Raw genomic sequence first — 15833 nt, 5'->3', positions numbered from 1 at the left:
TTTAGTTAAAATATTGATATTTAAATAAAATCAAAAGTGGAACGCTAATTGCTATTACTAATTATCAAAAGAAACTAATAGCAATTAGGAATTCAATATGAAAACTATGACTCAACGCTTTCAAACTCTACTTTCTGTATCGAACTTCAGTTTAGCGATTACCGCGTTACTTATGCTACTCAGCATTATTGTTGCTTATCCAATGGCCGACCACTTCTCACTGCCAATTCAAATCGTCGCTCACATCAGCACAATCTTGGTCGCGGCATTATTGAAAATCAGCTATGTCGGTCGCTGTCTTGCACAGTACAACCTTGGCTTAGAAGTCCGCTAGACGATATCAAGGCTACTGAAAAGATCGTATAACTGGTGGGATTTATAAGGTTTGGGCAAGTAAGCGTTCATGCCCGCTTCAAAACAATCTTTGATGTCTTCTTCTAATACACTGGCGGTTAATGCAATGATCGGCAGTGGTGTGGCTTCTTGTTCACACTCCCACTGTCGAATAGCTCGAGTCGCGGTGATGCCATCCATCACAGGCATCATACAATCCATTAAGATGGCATCAAACTGGGCACCTTGAGTGATCACGTCCACCGCTTCTTGCCCGTTACTGGCAATCAAATACTCATAACCCGCTTGTTCAAGGAAGAAGCTCGCTATTTTTTGGTTCATCAGATTGTCTTCAACAATCAAAATACGTCGATTCAGCGAACGAACCTCTTCATCCTTTGGTTCGACCTGCGGTGTTGGCTCTTCGCCGACATCCAGTGATTGTAAGCTGTTGAAGAATCGTCGACCCAAAAATGGCAAGGTATGAGTCGAGTGCACTGTCTCAGTGATTAGGTTGGTTTTAAATAGATGATGCTGACAAACAATCAAACGAGAAAGCGGATATACGGCCTTTAGTGCCGCTAAGTCCTTCTCCATAGATTGATGCAGCGTATGACAATACAGTATGAAGTCACTCTCTTTGAGACTGTCATCGAGATCCGCAATAGATGAAACGACATTAGGACGAATATTCAAGCGTTCACACTCTTTCACCAATTGGTCTAGGTAATTGAAAGAGTTCGAGACAACCGTCACGGAGCTTAAATTCTCGAAGCTTTGAACCTGAGATTCAACAATGTCCACATATAAACAAAAAGTGAACGTCGAGCCCTCTCCTTTCACTGAGCGCGCAGTAATATAGCCACCCATCAAATCAACAAGCTGTCGACAAATCGCAAGCCCAAGCCCTGTACCACCAAATTGACGCGTAATGCTGCCATCTTCTTGTGTGAAGGGTTCAAAAATCGATTCTAACTTCTCTGGCTCAATGCCTATCCCAGAATCCGACACACTGCATTCGAGCTTCCCTCTTCCCAAAGACATCGGCGTGTACGCAATGTCCGTCGTGATCGTCCCTTTAGACGTAAACTTGATGGCGTTAGACAACAGGTTCGTGAGCACCTGCCTAACTCGGTACTCATCAAAGAACAATTGTGGCGGGGTTTGGGAGTCGATGTTGATGTCGAGTTCGATATCTTTGCTGATCGCTTTAGATAGAATCACACTCACCGAGTCATACACAGCTTCTCGCAAGTCAGCATTGTGTGGCGACAGCATCAAATTGCCCGATTCGATTTTAGACAGGTCGAGAATGTCATTCAGTAGCACTAACAACGAGTGAGAAGACGATTCAATATCCCCTAGCACTTCTTGTTGGTTGGCACTTAGCTGGCTCTGTGACAAGATCTCCGCCATGCCGATAATCCCATTGAGCGGAGTGCGAATTTCATGGGACATATTGGCAAGAAAGGCGCTTTTCGCTTTATTCGCTGAAATCGCATCTTCCTTAGCTTTTATTAACTCTTTGTTGTGATGATAGTTACGCTCCATCACTCGGTTCAGAGCCTCAGTAAACTCAGCAAGTTCATCGTTCCCTTGAATGTGGATCACCTTGGGTTTGCCATAGCTATCTGCGCATTCTGTTACCCCTTTAAGAATTAACGATAGGTTACGATTTAAACGCAGAGAGGTTGCAATACCTAGCCACAACAAAACACCTGAAGCAGCCAGAATCAGCAGTGTCATGACCAAGGTTTGTCTTTTCTGTAGCGCGATGTTCCTTGTCAGATCGAACTGCAACTGCTTGGTATAAGCGCCAATCGCTTTTGAAATCGCGCGTTTTTTGAGTTCCAAACCTTTGAGGTGGTCGTAGATTTCAGGTGACGAGAAGTCCCCTTCGAGGATTCGTGATGTAAAGCTGTTTTGAAGTTCATCTTTGGAGAACGCGTTTAACAGTTCTCTAATTTCTGGGGAGCGAGTGCCCGATCGAAAAAACGAATCTAACAACTGTTGTTGCCTTTCCAACGCGCCAACATAACTCAGTAGATATTGATTTTTTAGCTCTGGAGTACGATACAGGCTGTAGCTTAACCACGCTTCTCTTTGAGTCCAGAAGACATAGTTAGTGAGATGGACGAACACTGCATCAGCTTGACCAATATCCTCATCGACTGAGATCATTTGATATTCAGACAACTCCATCAATACATCTTTTAGCAAATCGAATGCACGTTCGGTCAATTGTGTGTTGTCCGGGGTTTCTGTTTCTTGAGCAAGCCTCATCAACACGCTTTTAAGCTCAACCAACTGCGGTTCAACGCTCCAGTTACTGTCGAACTGTTGGAGTCGAACCTCATATTGAGTGAGCTTATCCAATTCTGATTGCAGCTTTAACAGCAACTGACCTTTCTCAGGGGAGTCATTAGACAGAACCAGCCATCGATAAGCACTACTTGAAATGGTATTAAAAGATTGAAGCGCTTCGACCTTAATACGCGTTGTTTCAAGGTGATTCATCTTCTTATCGTTCTTTAGCACTTCGTTAACTGTAAATCCAAACATAATGAATACAGAAACGGTGGAAAGAAAAATAAGACGCCATCTAATTGACATATTTATCATTTTTATAACTACTCCCTTCCCGAAAGTAATTTACCTAGCCCAAGTTAAGAATAGGACATTAACAGAGGTTATTGATCAAATTGGATATGAACAAACGATACTCCGAGTCCAGAACGGACATTTAAAATGAACAAGCATCGATATCAGTGCAGTCAAAGTAGAAAGGTTTACCGAGTTATTATCACTCGCATAACAAGTAAAAGAGAAAGAGGTTCAACGCCGTGAGGGAGCGAATAACCGCCCTACACACTAACAAAGTCGAAAATTAGGTTAAATTTGTGAGATCCAATCGTTTGCGTCTTGCTGTTTTTCCACTCAACCTCGGCTTATTCGAAAGTCGAACAGCAAAACCCATTGAACAGCTTATCTATTGTTTACTAATTCCGTGTAACTTGAGTTAGTGATCACACCTCGAATGATCGGTATGACTTTCATTACATATCATATTTTGATTTGAGTATTTTTTGGCGAAAATTAAGTGCTACAGATTGTTAAAGTCAATAGTCTTTCTTAATACTGAAATCTTGATTTATGGCTATTATAGCGCCAACTTGCAGATGATTTATCTGCATTTATTTTTCCTAGCAGAATAACCAGTCGTACCTTACAATCCTGCCACATAAAAATTACAAGTTACACACAACGCATTCAAGCAGAATTAAGTGGCATTAAAGACCACCGCTTGATAGCTCAACCCCCTATGCTAATTGGCTTCCCTACAACCGCCATGACTGCAGAAACTTAACGTGAAAGGTCCCGAGTAAAGATGAGTCCCGAAAAGCACCTCCTAGACTGGCAAACTAGTCAAACTATTGCTGAATCCATCGCTCCAACTTTAGGTCAGTTATACCGCCAAAAAGGCGTAGAAGTTATTCTCTTCGGTAAGACCTTAGTTAACGCAACCACTATCGACATCATCAAAGCTCACCGCATCGCAAAACGTTACACTGGCTCACCGCTAACCGCAGAACAAACTCAACCAATTATCCAGCATCTACTATCAATGCGCTTGTCTCCATGCCGCGTTGATGTTGGTCGACTAGCAGCTCAGTACTGGGAAAACCACGAAGACCTTAGCGCGATGGATGATTTCCTTCAAACGGCTCTAATGGGTTCGCTTGAAGGCGACGCGATGACGAAACCTCGTGACGTTGTGTTGTACGGCTTCGGTCGTATCGGTCGCCTGCTAACTCGTATTCTTGTAGAGAAAAGCGGCCCAGGTTACCCACTTCGTTTACGTGCAATAGTGGTTCGTGGTGGTAAAGATGGTGATTTAGAAAAACGCGCAAGCCTGCTACGTCGTGACTCAGTGCATGGCCAATTTAACGGCAGCATCGTGGTAGACCAAGAACGCAAAGCGATCATCGTTAACGGTAACTTCATCCAAGTTATCTACGCAAACAAGCCAGAAGAAGTCGATTACACCGCTTACGGCATTGATAACGCATTAGTTGTTGATAACACTGGTGTGTGGCGTGACGCTGAAGGCCTAAGCCAACACGTTGCTTGTAACGGCGCTAGCAAAGTACTTCTTACTGCACCTGGCAAAGGCGACATTAAAAACGTTGTGTTTGGTGTGAATGAAGATGTGATTCAACCAGAAGACACAATCATCTCTGCAGCAAGCTGTACAACCAACGCGATTACACCAGTATTGAAAGCGGTTCACGACAAGTTTGGCGTTCTATCTGGTCACATAGAAACGGTTCATTCATTCACTAATGACCAAAACCTAATCGACAACTTCCACTCAGGTGACCGTCGTGGCCGTGCTGCTTCATTGAACATGGTATTAACATCGACAGGTGCAGCAAAAGCAGTATCAAAAGCGATGCCAGAGATGGAAGGTAAGTTAACGGGTAATGCGATTCGCGTCCCTACGCCAAACGTTTCAATGGCAGTAGCAAACCTAAACCTTGAGAAAGGCACGAACAAAGACGAGCTAAACGCATACCTACGTGAAATGGCGCTGTCTTCTGCTCTGTCAGCTCAAATTGATTACACCGATTCAACTGAGATTGTATCTACCGACTTGGTTGGTTCTCGCCACCCAGGTGTCGTTGACGGTGTTGCAACTATCGCGCAAGACAACCGCGCTGTTCTTTACATTTGGTACGACAACGAGTTTGGCTACAGCTGCCAAGTTGTTCACTGTATGGAACAGATGATGGGTGTTCGCTACAAGACTTACCCAGCGGTTTAAGATCTCGATCTTATAACTAACACAGCGCAATCAGCTCCACAACATAATAACTATATCTGCGAAGCCTGTTTCAGGCTTCGCAACCCCTTCTGTTTTACTCCCCCGTATAAACAAAAGGGTTGCCACTTAGATCTGCTCTCTCTAACTGATCTAGGTGGCCTTTTTACATCCAGCCTCGCTAACCCTTCATATCTGTTATAACTCAACCTCAACATCCGACTGAATCGTGCTTGAACACGCCAATACGTACCCTTGTTCAATCTCTTCTGCTGTAAGAGTCTCTTGGCTGCTAGATTCCACAGAACCTTTGGTCACTTTGCATTTACACGAGCCACAAATTCCGCTGCGACACGCGATAATAATTGGCACACCTGCTTGTTCTAAAGAGTCTGCTAATGGCGTACCCGCCTCGGCTTCCACTTCCTTGCCAAACGTTGGAACAAATACCTTAACGGCACTATTCGTATCACCAGAAGCCTCGACTGATGATTCTTCTGACTGAGCATTCTGAGTAGCAGGCGTAAAGCTTTCTTGATAGAAGTTGTCCATGTTGAACTCAAGCTCTTTCAGGTAGCTTTCTATGTCTTGCATAAAGCCAACAGGACCACAAAGGTAGACGGTTCTGTCTAGGATGTCTGGGCTCAGTTTCACCAACCAGTTCTTGTCCAGTCGACCTTGAGGCGCTGTAGTGCCTTGGTTATCTTTAAGCAGCAACTTGAGGTTGAAGTTATCATACGCTTCATCGAGCTGGTGAAGCTCTTCGAAATAGATAGTCTCAAGCTTATTGCGCGCCATATGGACGAAATCTATCTCCATCTCGCTATCTTGAGACAACCAATATTTCACCATCGCCATTACTGGAGTGATTCCGCAACCTGCGCTGACTAACGTTACCTTTTTGCTCTCAGTCGGCATGCAATCAATACAGTTAAAGCCACCAGCAGGTTTTAAAACAGAAACCTCATCGCCTTCATCAAGTTCATCGACAATAAAGTTAGACACTAAACCACCTTCAACACGCTTAACTGTCAGCTTCAAACGATTGTCTTCAGGACAAGAAGCAACTGAGTAAGCGCGGTAATCGGTTTTTGTCGGCATATCCAAGCCCAAGGTGATGAACTGGCCTGGCTTAAAATTGAAATGTAGGTCTTGTGGAATACTGCCAAGCTCAAAGCTGACCGTATCTGGCGTCTCGTGCCATTTCTTTAAACACACTAAATTGATTGAATCGCTATCCGACCATGCATACATAGTTCACACACCTTACTGATACTAAAGAATTAAATCTAAAAAGCCCCGCCGCTGCACGTTCGAAGAGAACAGCAACAACGGGGCTTGGCTTGGGAGTGGGCTTACATTAAGCCGCTAAGATTGTTTTAAGATCTTGCTCTGGCGTTGAAATAGAACGCATGTCGAACTCGTCTTGAATAATCTTTAGTAGGTTCTCTGTTAGGAATGCAGGCGCTGTTGGACCTGTGTAGATACCTTTCACACCCAGTGCGAACAGAGTTAGCAGGATAACAATCGCTTTTTGCTCGAACCAAGATAGAACCAGCGTTAGTGGTAGTTCGTTGATGCCACAGTCAAACTCTTGAGACAGTGCAAGCGCAAGCTGAATCGCCGAGTAAGCATCGTTACATTGGCCAACATCTAACAGACGCGGAATACCGTTAATGTCGCCGAATTGGTTCTTATTGAAACGGAATTTACCACATGCAAGCGTTAGGATAACTGAATCTTCTGGCGCTTGAGCTGTGAAGTCTGTGTAGTAGCTACGCTCAGATTTGTCACCGTCACAACCACCCACAAGGAAGAAGTGTTTGATGTTGCCTTCTTTCACTTGTTCAACAACCGCAGGTGCTGCTTCCATCAATGCATTACGACCAAAGCCGACCGTGATCATTTGCTCGATCTCGTCATGCTTGAAGCCTTCTTGTGCAAGCGCACAATCGATTACCGCACTGAAATCGTCGCCTTCAAGGTGAGCAACTCCCGGCCAGCCCACAATGCTACGTGTAAATAGACGGTCAGCATACGCACCAACATCTGGGTTAAGCAGGCAGTTAGACGTCATCACAATTGCGCCAGGGAAGTTAGCGAACTCTTTCTGTTGATTCTGCCAAGCGCTACCGTAGTTACCCGCAAGGTGTGGGTACTTGTTCAGTTCAGGGTAGCCGTGCGCAGGTAGCATCTCACCGTTGGTGTAAACGTTAATGCCTTTGCCTTCGGTTTGTTGAAGGATCTTTTCTAGATCGTGAAGGTCGTGACCAGAAACAAGGATACAGTGACCCTTCTTAGTCTTCACATTCACGGTTGTTGGTTGTGGATGACCGAATGTATCTGTCTCGCCCTTATCTAGCATTTCCATTACTTTGTAGTTCATCAAGCCAATCTGCATTGATGTATCAAGTAACTGTTTTAGGTCGGTTGGATCAGTACCTAAGAAAGCCATGATTTCGTGGTATTCAGCAAAGATTGCATCATCCGTTTGACCAAGAACACGAGCATGCTCCATGTAAGCCGCTGCACCTTTTAAGCCGTATAGGCAAAGAAGACGAAGACCAATCACGTCTTCGTGTTGAGAGTCGTGACCACGGTTAACTGCTGCTTGTGGTGCAAGTGCCAAGAGTTCTGAAGAATCCGTTGGTAGATTGAACTGCGCGGCAGGAGAAAGCGCTGGAATGTCGAAACCAATTAAAGTCGCGGCAGCGCGAACTTTTTGCTCTAAACGCTGTTTAAATTCGTGAGATTGCTGTGCAAATTCGATGATACGAGCAGGGTCGAAGTTAACGTTGGTCAATGTTGCGAAGAACGCTTTTGGTGCCCACTCGTCAATTTCAGTATCAATAACATCGCAAGTGCGACCTAAATTTGCCCAAAAAGAAACACCTTGAAGAGAATACACCAACACATCTTGAAGGTCTGACACTTCCGAAGTTTTACCACACATACCTTGTGCGAAAGAACAGCCTTTTACAGTGGGTGTTTGAATGGTTTGTTCACATTGAATACAGAACATATAGGGGCTCCAGTAATTTTTATTAGCTGTAAGTACTTTGCTTACAGTGACTTATTCCAAACCCTATAGAGCATCAACTGTGCCAACTTTTAACTCATTGATTTTAAAGAACTTGACTATATTCCATATTTTTAGTGCGTGTTTATGACTACATTTACACACCCAAAGTCAACACACCCGTGTCATAGTGACTCTCAGTAATTATTTAACGGCGTTCATGTTTCGTTCAGAATAGAAGCGATAAAGTAACAACATAGAAAAAGAGGAATGAATATGAAAAATATCTTAGTTACGATTGTTGCGCTGTTTACTGGCCTTTTAGCGCTATTCACAAGCTTGATCCTTGCTATTCCTTTAGCTATTGCAGCTTTAATTACTGGCAAGCGCATTCAAAATCAAATGAAGAAACAAGGCTTCGCAGCTCATATGAACACTCGTCAGTCATCAACCAGTGATGCCGGTGTGATTGAAGGTGAATACGAAGACCTTTCAAACAGAAAATAGTCTAAGCTTTTGCTTCAAGACAAAAACGATAGAGACAACACTAAAAAATGCATAGCAAGACCATTCTAACGCTACTCGCCCTAACGACTTTAAGTCTCGTTGGTTGCTCCAACGAGACCATCGCCCCAGCTTACGAAACCTCTCCTGACTTGCCTGAATATCAGCAAGACAGCTTTGATGCCTACGTAAATGACACTCAAGATTGGTTACTGAAAAACCGTGTGTTCATGACCGAAGACAAGCAATTGGAGATCCAACTCAATTCTCCGACTGAGTATCAGCCTGCCGCACCTAACGGAAAGGCCGTTCTATTGGTTCACGGATTGGGGGATTCACCCTACTCGTTTAAAGACATCGCTACGCACTTAGCAGAGCAAGGTTACCTAGTGAGAACGGTATTGCTACCAGGTCACGGCAGCCGTGTCGGTGATTTGATGCAGCCAAGCTTGGAAGACTGGCAAGGCGTGGTGGCTCACCATACTAAGTTACTCGAACAAGAGTATGACTCTGTGTGGTTGGGAGGTTATTCAACCGGTGCGAACCTTGTAACGTCACAAGCGATGAATGATCCTAAGATCTCAGGATTGCTGCTGTTCTCTCCTGCATTTCAACCGAGCTCATCTGCGGTTCAATATGCAGGGCTAGCGAGCTACTTTGTCACTTGGGCCGATCAAGATCCTGAGGACAATGTACTGCGTTACAACTCGCTGCCAATGAACGGAGCTTCGGTTTATTACGAAACTTCAGAAGTGGTTCGTGAAGACTTACAAGATAAACTCTTCGACAAGCCAGTGTTCATTATGATGAGTGAAGGCGACAGTGTGATTGATACTAGCTATGTTCAGCAGGCGTTTACTGAGTCTATGCCAAACCCAAACAACGTATTGATTTGGCAAGGGGAAACCACACTCGACGATCCTCGTGCAATTCAATACAGCATGAAGATCCCTGAACAACGCATCTCAAACGGTTCGCACATGGGCTTGTTGTTCTCGCCAAACAATCCGTACTACGGCATCAATGGCAGCGAGAAGATCTGCTCGAATGGTCAGGCTGAAGGCTTTGAAGAACAGTGTAATGCCACCAATGAAGTATGGTACTCAGCATGGGGATATCGCGAAGAAGGTAAAAACCATGCGCGTTTAACCTACAACCCATACTTTTCAGATTCGATGAAAAAGCTAGACGAAGTTCTGAACTCGGAAGGCTAAAGCTCACTCGATAAAAACCTACTCGATAAAAACCTAAAAAGGCTCATTAGATAACGTCTAATGAGCCTTTTTTATGGATATCGTATTTTGTCGGAATATGAGTGGCCGCTAGATCGTCCACACCACACGGACAGCAAGCAGAATCAAAACCACACCAGAAAGTCGGTCAATCAGCTGCGCTTTAGAACGGATTCTTTCAACGATCAATGGGCTCGATAGCACCAAGGTGATGAAGGTGTACCAAAGACCATCAACAATCAGCGGTGTTGAAACAATGATCACTTGATTACTGAGCTCATTACCTAAGGCTACGAATTGGCTAAACAGAGCGATGAAGAACAACGCGATCTTTGGGCTCAAGATAGAGATCAAAAAAGCCTCGCGAGCTGACTGCATGTAGCTCATCTGTTCACCCGCTTCTAATTTCGCTGCTACCCCACCTTTCGAACGCAACGCATTCACACCAAGGTAAAGTAAATACGCAGCACCCGCCAAGCTGATCCCTTTAAATAGCATTGGCGATTGTTCTAGTAGCACTGCTAAACCCACGATGGTTGCGAAGGCATAAATACCAATACCAGCGGCATGTGACCAAGCTGCGATAAGACCATTGATACGGCCACCAGCCAAACTGTGTTTAGCGATCATCGCCAAGCTTGGGCCCGGAGACATAGCACCCAACAAACAGATAGCTAATAAAGAAAACCAAATTGTTACTGTCATCATTCCATTCCTAATAAAACCATACGTTCCGACTGAACGCCTTTACTTGCTAGCCACCATAATTCGCCAAAGGTATCATTTGAAATCAAAGATTATCATCATGCCTATGATTTTAAGTCATACTGATATTGTAGCTCGATTTCTGCATAGCTTGGAATGCCTTTTCTCGCGCCCATTTGTGAGCAGAATCGTTGTCATACTTAGGGTGCCACATTAACCAATAGGTGTGCATCTCCGTATCAAACGGCAAAGAGAAGTAAGTCGTTTCAAGGTGTCGACCTAGGTTGTAGGCAATGTGTTCCGGCACAATCATCAGGTAATCATCTTGCATCAACACTGTACCCGCCGATGAAAAGAACGGAACCTGCAGGGCGATTCGACGCTTAAGACCCTGTTTCTTTAGAGCAATGTCTGCGTAGCTGTCTTTGTCCCCACCACCCGTCACCTTTATATGCGAATAATTGACGATGTCTTGTGCACTCAGAGCCGATTGTTGAGCCAAGGGGTGGGATTTGCGCATCAAACACACAGACTTATCTTCACCAAGCTTCATGCTCGACACGTGGTCTGGCTTTTGAGGAAACATACTCGAAGCTAAGTGAATACCCGACTCATTGAGCGCTTCAAGGTAGTTTGGTTGCCACAATCGATACGCCAAATTAATGTTCGGCGCTTCGGCGGACACTTCAGCCACAATCACAGGCAGAATGTACTGAGCGACATAATCACTCGAAGCCAACACCAACTCACCGTGCCAATCTTGCGGCTCAAATGGCTTATCATCTAACAGGTGGTCAAACTCACTAAGCAAGTCATCGAGCTTGTCTTTAAGCTGCAGAGCACGATTGGTAGGAACCAATTTGTTGCCATCACGAACCAACAAAGGATCACCACACAAATCTCTAAGCTGACTAAGCTGGCGGCTCACCGCGGATTGTGTAATGTGCAGACGCTGAGCCGCGCGGCTTACATGACACTCTTCAAGAAGCACATGCAGTGAACGCAGTAGGTTTAAATTAATATTGCCTAACATGAATGTACCGTCGGATTCAGTTTGTTGAAAAACTCGGTCAGCACAGTATGAGTCATTAGGTGACGCAGATCTGGATAGCTTTGCAGTTGGTCGCGAACTTGATTCAAACGCTCCATGCTTTCTACTTCAACATACAGCATCATATCTGTCTCACCGCTGATCGAGTGACACCATTGCACACCATCAATGCTCTCGATTCGTTGCGCGTAAGATTCACAACTATGGTCGCTGCTCGACATGTCGAACTTCAGCAAAATATAAGCGCACACATTCTTCGTTTGATTGGGCTCTGTCACTTGAGCGCAGTAGCCGGTAATCACTTTGTCGCTTTCCAACTTCTTGATTCTGGCATTCACTGCCGAGCGCGAGAGGCTCACATCTCGGGCGATATCGCTCACTGAGCATCGTGCATTGGTTTTGAGAATATCCAAAATCTGGCGATCAAATTTATCCATGCTTTTGATTCTTTCCACTTATTGTTCTATTTATAACGCCTAATTTGACACAACTTTCCGACTTATAACAGCCATTATGGCAACCGACATTTTCACGCTTAAACGGATTAATACCGTCAAAATGGCGGTGTCTTACGACGTTTCGCTAGCTGTATTATTGATGTCGACAATGTATGCTTTCAATCTGAGTATTACCCATCCCAGAATAAGCACCAAAAGCTAGGAGAGCGAATGACACAACTCAAACAAGAAATCACGCTAATGTCCGGAATTGGACAACTCTCTACGACCTTGCTGGGTACTGGGCTGTTTATGATTCCCGCTATCGCTGCAGGTATCGCAGGTCAGTTGTCGCTATTGGCATGGTTAATCTTGTTTATCGCCATTTGCCCAATCGCCCTTACCTTTGCTGCCTTAGGAAAACGCTACCCCAACGCAGGTGGCACCGCCTATTTTGTACGCCAAGCGTTCAGCGAGCGTTTAGAAACCAGTGTTGCTTGGTTGTTTGTGAGTGTTATTCCTGTCGGCATTCCAGCTGCGATTGCATTAGCGGGCGGCTTTGCTCAACAACTGTTACCTTCGCCTCTCGACACACAGCTTGGTGCTCAATCCTTTACTGTAGCCCTGCTGATTGCCGTCAACTTGATGGGCAGTAAGTCTTCTGGCCGCCTACAAACCGTGATTGCATTGTCAATTTTTGCCTTGGTCAGTGCGTTTGTTTGGAAAGCAGATATCACCGTTGCAGATGTCACGATTCCCGCTATCTCATCAGACTCTATGTGGTCTATCGGCGCGGCATTGGCAGTCATGTTTTGGTGCTTTGTCGGGATAGAAGCCTTTGCTCACATGGGAGAGGAATTTAAGAATCCACAGCGCGACTTTCCAATCGCCATCATTGCGGGTTGTTTCGTCGCAGGCCTAGTGTATTGGGCTTGTTCAGTGGTCATTCTTAAACTTGGGGCTTATGGGTCCGCTGAATTTGATGCGACATCGATTCCGTGGGTGACAGAGCAACTGTTTGGCAACGGCTTCAAAACGGTCATCAGTGTACTGGGTTTCTTTGCTTGTTTTGCCAGCCTAAACCTATATACCCAAAGCTTGTCTCGCATGATCTGGGCTCAAGCGCGCCAGCACAGCCCGACAAGTAAAATGGCGCAACTTAACCGTCGTGGTGTGCCTCTTTACCCAACTTTAGCGATTGGCTTTATCGCGCTTATCTCATGTGTGATTGGCGAGTTATCTAACTTGGATCTCGAATTCTTTCTTAAACTCGCCAACGGTATTTTTGTTCTTGTTTACCTGCTTGCGATGTTGGCGGCTTGCCGATTATTAACTGGCATTTCCAGATACACAGCAATGGTTTCATTGGTTATCTGTACTTTGGTGTTTATCTGCCTAAGTTGGTCGATGCTGTATGCGGTGACCATTTTTGTGACATTGTCACTCCCTTGGAAGAAGTGGTTGGGTAAACCCACTGTTTCTATCGACAAGTTGTAAGCAAGCTCTACCAATATCACTGATAAAAAAGCCGAGCGATCTGTTTGATCTTCGGCTTTATGTCACTCAAGCGGATATTACCAAAGCCCAGTACCGCCCCACTCCAATCTCGCTCATCACTTGAACCGTATTCGTAGAAATCGAACGGTCGAATGATGATGTTCTCAAGTTCAGCTCTTCGACTCCATTCCTGTTCTGATATTCCGTTCGACCACTTCACAGTCACATGTAACCCTGCAGCTTGACTGATCACTTCAAGATCACCGTGAAACTCACTTTGAATGGCTTCTATCATCGCTTCATACTTGAGTTTGTATGAGCGACGCATCTTTCTGATATGTCTCAGTAAGTCGCCTTCATGAACAAAGTCAGCCAATGCTTCTTGTGTATGTGCGGCGGTATCTCCTGTGAGTGCGTCTTTAATCTCGAGACATCTCGCCACCAAATGTTCAGGCACAACCAAGTAGCCTAAGCGCAGGCCGTTGAACATGACTTTACTCAGTGAACCAACATAGATAATCCGGCCATCAAACCCGAGTTTACCCGCCAAGCCCTGCATACTGGTGTAAGGGCGATGTGCAAACTGAAACTCACTGTCGTAGTCATCTTCAATAATCCAGGACTGGTTTTTGTTGGCCCAATCAATCAGTTTAAGGCGTTGCTCGGTATTGAGTGTTGTCCCCATTGGGTATTGATTGCTTGGGGTGACATACAAAGCCTTAGCGTTACTGGAAAGCACTTTTTCAATATCAAGACCGACCTTTTCACGAACACGCACACCATCCAGTTCGAGCTTTAACAGATCGATAATTTTATGCACCTGTCGATAACCTGGCTCTTCAACGAGGATTTTGTCACCCATCGCTAACGTCGCCATTAAACCTATCGAAATAGCTTGCTGAGCACCGGCAGTTATAATAATTCGATCAGCATGACAACGAACCGAACGGCTACTTGCGAGGTAGCCGCTGAGTGCTTCCCTCAAAGCTAAACTGCCTTGAACATCTTGATTCCCCGCGATGTTCTGCCGCGTAGCATGACGTTGCAACAGTCTCTGCCATTTAGCAAACGGGAATGCATCCAGATCAGGGATACCCGGCGCAAAACTGCGGTTGATGTCATTGGGTGTCACTCTCGCGCCACTTGATGCATCAGGCTTTGTACTCAAGTCATGTGAACTCTGAATATTGCTCGATTGAGACAAACTGAGAAAATGCTCCGGCTGTTCAACCGACACGTAAAAGCCCGAGCCTTGTCGGCTCTCGATGTAGCCTTCCGTCACTAACTGTTCATACGCATAGATCACCGTATTTCGACTTACCGACAGTTCTACAGCCAACTTACGTGTTGAAGGTAACTTACTGCCTTTGCTCCATAAATCTTGAACGATCTTCTCTCGGATCGCATGAAACAAGGCGGTTTGGCGCGTATCGTGTTGCTCATCTAACTGTAGGTCACCGACATCAATAGGCTGCATAACTGGATCCAAATAGTGTTTAAAAGTGGCTCTATTTAATAGACCAGTTAATCGCTACATTAATCAAAAGGCAATGATTAAGGAGCGATTATGTTATCTAACACGAAAAGAACAACGATTAAGAAAGGGGCTCACAAAGCCGTATTTGAACAAGAGAAACTGCATCAGATCATTGATGAGAGCTTAATCGCACACATTGCATTGCAAGGCGAACACGGCCCGATGGTTATCCCTATGCTTGCTTGGCGAGTGGATGACATGGTCTATATTCATGGCGCTAAAAACAGTCGCTTGCTGAAAGGATTAAAGAAAGGAGAACCAACCTGTTTAACGTTCACCCTTTTCGATGGTTGGGTGTTGGCTCGTTCGGCATTTCATCACAGTGCGCACTATCGTTCTGCAGTGGTACTCGGCTCTTTTTCAGCCATTGATGACAACCAAGAAAAGGATCGCTTGTTGAACATCTTCATTGAGCAGATAGCACCGGGTAGAACCGATGAGGTTAGGCTGAGTAACGAAAAAGAGCTCACCGCCACCGAGCTACTGGCGCTTCCGTTAACCGAAGCATCGGTAAAAATTGGTAAGCATGGTGTGAACGATGATAAGGCTGATATGGACGTTCCCGTTTGGGCTGGCGTATTGCCTTACCGAACCGTTGTTGGGCCACTAGAAACCGTACCAGAACAGGAAGGGCTCATTGAAAAGCCAGATTACCAACAAGCCTATGGTGAACGTTGGTATCAGAATTAACACACG

At 45.1% G+C, this 15833-nt stretch carries 13 protein-coding genes; 6 read left to right on the top strand and 7 right to left on the bottom strand.

The window, feature by feature from the left end:
* Nucleotides 1-97 precede the first annotated feature (97 nt).
* Nucleotides 98-334, top strand: coding sequence for a hypothetical protein (locus tag FLM53_RS18145; protein ID WP_017075851.1), 237 nt, complete (start codon nucleotides 98-100; stop codon nucleotides 332-334).
* Here the strand turns inward: FLM53_RS18145 and FLM53_RS18140 are convergent.
* Nucleotides 331-2895: an ATP-binding protein gene (locus FLM53_RS18140; RefSeq protein ID WP_176679966.1), complete on the bottom strand. Its 2565-nt coding sequence runs from the start codon at nucleotides 2893-2895 to the stop codon at nucleotides 331-333. The two genes, FLM53_RS18145 and FLM53_RS18140, sit on opposite strands and share 4 nt — an antisense overlap.
* A gap of 826 nt (nucleotides 2896-3721) precedes the next feature.
* Between FLM53_RS18140 and FLM53_RS18135 the strand changes: the two genes are divergently transcribed.
* Nucleotides 3722-5158 (top strand): glyceraldehyde-3-phosphate dehydrogenase, encoded by a 1437-nt coding sequence (locus FLM53_RS18135; protein WP_176679967.1) that lies wholly within the window; start codon nucleotides 3722-3724, stop codon nucleotides 5156-5158.
* Nucleotides 5159-5353: 195 nt separating this feature from the next.
* On the opposite strand, the gene FLM53_RS18130 is transcribed toward FLM53_RS18135, so the two are convergent.
* Nucleotides 5354-6409, bottom strand: a complete 1056-nt coding sequence (locus tag FLM53_RS18130; protein WP_176679968.1) for a hybrid-cluster NAD(P)-dependent oxidoreductase — start codon at nucleotides 6407-6409, stop codon at nucleotides 5354-5356.
* A 106-nt stretch (nucleotides 6410-6515) separates the two neighbouring features.
* Nucleotides 6516-8177, bottom strand: a complete 1662-nt coding sequence (gene hcp / locus FLM53_RS18125) for a hydroxylamine reductase (protein ID WP_176679969.1) — start codon at nucleotides 8175-8177, stop codon at nucleotides 6516-6518.
* Between the two features lie 273 nt (nucleotides 8178-8450).
* Here hcp and FLM53_RS18120 point away from each other — a divergent pair, with 273 nt between their 5' ends.
* Both FLM53_RS18120 and FLM53_RS18115 read left to right on the top strand, forming a co-directional pair.
* A complete protein-coding gene (locus FLM53_RS18120) occupies nucleotides 8451-8681 on the top strand; it encodes a hypothetical protein (protein WP_017630489.1) in 231 nt (76 codons plus the stop codon).
* A gap of 47 nt (nucleotides 8682-8728) precedes the next feature.
* Nucleotides 8729-9892, top strand: a complete 1164-nt coding sequence (locus FLM53_RS18115) for a carboxylesterase (RefSeq protein ID WP_176679970.1) — start codon at nucleotides 8729-8731, stop codon at nucleotides 9890-9892.
* A gap of 108 nt (nucleotides 9893-10000) precedes the next feature.
* On the opposite strand, the gene FLM53_RS18110 is transcribed toward FLM53_RS18115, so the two are convergent.
* The 3 genes from FLM53_RS18110 to FLM53_RS18100 all read right to left on the bottom strand — a co-directional run bounded on the left by FLM53_RS18110 (nucleotide 10001) and on the right by FLM53_RS18100 (nucleotide 12103).
* The gene (locus tag FLM53_RS18110; protein WP_017630487.1) at nucleotides 10001-10615 is read right to left on the bottom strand and encodes a LysE family translocator; all 615 of its coding nucleotides are present in this window, start codon (nucleotides 10613-10615) and stop codon (nucleotides 10001-10003) included.
* Between the two features lie 112 nt (nucleotides 10616-10727).
* Nucleotides 10728-11648: a LysR family transcriptional regulator gene (locus tag FLM53_RS18105; RefSeq protein ID WP_176679971.1), complete on the bottom strand. Its 921-nt coding sequence runs from the start codon at nucleotides 11646-11648 to the stop codon at nucleotides 10728-10730.
* Complete coding sequence (locus FLM53_RS18100; RefSeq protein WP_176679972.1) at nucleotides 11642-12103, bottom strand: Lrp/AsnC family transcriptional regulator; 462 nt, start codon at nucleotides 12101-12103, stop codon at nucleotides 11642-11644. The genes FLM53_RS18105 and FLM53_RS18100 overlap by 7 nt, the downstream gene beginning before the upstream one ends.
* A gap of 231 nt (nucleotides 12104-12334) precedes the next feature.
* Here FLM53_RS18100 and yjeH point away from each other — a divergent pair, with 231 nt between their 5' ends.
* The gene (gene yjeH / locus FLM53_RS18095; RefSeq protein ID WP_176679973.1) at nucleotides 12335-13600 is read left to right on the top strand and encodes an L-methionine/branched-chain amino acid transporter; all 1266 of its coding nucleotides are present in this window, start codon (nucleotides 12335-12337) and stop codon (nucleotides 13598-13600) included.
* Between the two features lie 16 nt (nucleotides 13601-13616).
* Here the strand turns inward: yjeH and FLM53_RS18090 are convergent, their stop codons facing one another.
* Nucleotides 13617-15077, bottom strand: coding sequence for a PLP-dependent aminotransferase family protein (locus FLM53_RS18090; protein WP_176679974.1), 1461 nt, complete (start codon nucleotides 15075-15077; stop codon nucleotides 13617-13619).
* A 90-nt stretch (nucleotides 15078-15167) separates the two neighbouring features.
* Here FLM53_RS18090 and FLM53_RS18085 point away from each other — a divergent pair, with 90 nt between their 5' ends.
* Nucleotides 15168-15827 (top strand): pyridoxamine 5'-phosphate oxidase family protein, encoded by a 660-nt coding sequence (locus FLM53_RS18085; RefSeq protein ID WP_176679975.1) that lies wholly within the window; start codon nucleotides 15168-15170, stop codon nucleotides 15825-15827.
* The last annotated feature ends 6 nt before the right edge of the window (nucleotides 15828-15833 follow it).

The sequence above is a fragment of the Vibrio sp. Scap24 genome (assembly GCF_013394185.1).
GTDB classification, from domain to species: Bacteria; Pseudomonadota; Gammaproteobacteria; order Enterobacterales; family Vibrionaceae; genus Vibrio; species Vibrio pomeroyi.
The sequence above is the reverse complement of the archived record's forward strand: the minus strand, read 5'-3'. Positions and strand labels throughout refer to the sequence as shown.

Bases quoted from the DNA above. Each gene is read 5' to 3' on its own strand.
- FLM53_RS18145 (WP_017075851.1), top strand. From the start codon at position 98: ATGAAAACTATGACTCAACGCTTTCAAACTCTACTTTCTGTATCGAAC.
- FLM53_RS18140 (WP_176679966.1), bottom strand. From the start codon at position 2,895: ATGTTTGGATTTACAGTTAACGAAGTGCTAAAGAACGATAAGAAGATG.
- FLM53_RS18135 (WP_176679967.1), top strand. From the start codon at position 3,722: ATGAGTCCCGAAAAGCACCTCCTAGACTGGCAAACTAGTCAAACTATT.
- FLM53_RS18130 (WP_176679968.1), bottom strand. From the start codon at position 6,409: ATGTATGCATGGTCGGATAGCGATTCAATCAATTTAGTGTGTTTAAAG.
- hcp (WP_176679969.1), bottom strand. From the start codon at position 8,177: ATGTTCTGTATTCAATGTGAACAAACCATTCAAACACCCACTGTAAAA.
- FLM53_RS18120 (WP_017630489.1), top strand. From the start codon at position 8,451: ATGAAAAATATCTTAGTTACGATTGTTGCGCTGTTTACTGGCCTTTTA.
- FLM53_RS18115 (WP_176679970.1), top strand. From the start codon at position 8,729: ATGCATAGCAAGACCATTCTAACGCTACTCGCCCTAACGACTTTAAGT.
- FLM53_RS18110 (WP_017630487.1), bottom strand. From the start codon at position 10,615: ATGACAGTAACAATTTGGTTTTCTTTATTAGCTATCTGTTTGTTGGGT.
- FLM53_RS18105 (WP_176679971.1), bottom strand. From the start codon at position 11,648: ATGTTAGGCAATATTAATTTAAACCTACTGCGTTCACTGCATGTGCTT.
- FLM53_RS18100 (WP_176679972.1), bottom strand. From the start codon at position 12,103: ATGGATAAATTTGATCGCCAGATTTTGGATATTCTCAAAACCAATGCA.
- yjeH (WP_176679973.1), top strand. From the start codon at position 12,335: ATGACACAACTCAAACAAGAAATCACGCTAATGTCCGGAATTGGACAA.
- FLM53_RS18090 (WP_176679974.1), bottom strand. From the start codon at position 15,077: ATGCAGCCTATTGATGTCGGTGACCTACAGTTAGATGAGCAACACGAT.
- FLM53_RS18085 (WP_176679975.1), top strand. From the start codon at position 15,168: ATGTTATCTAACACGAAAAGAACAACGATTAAGAAAGGGGCTCACAAA.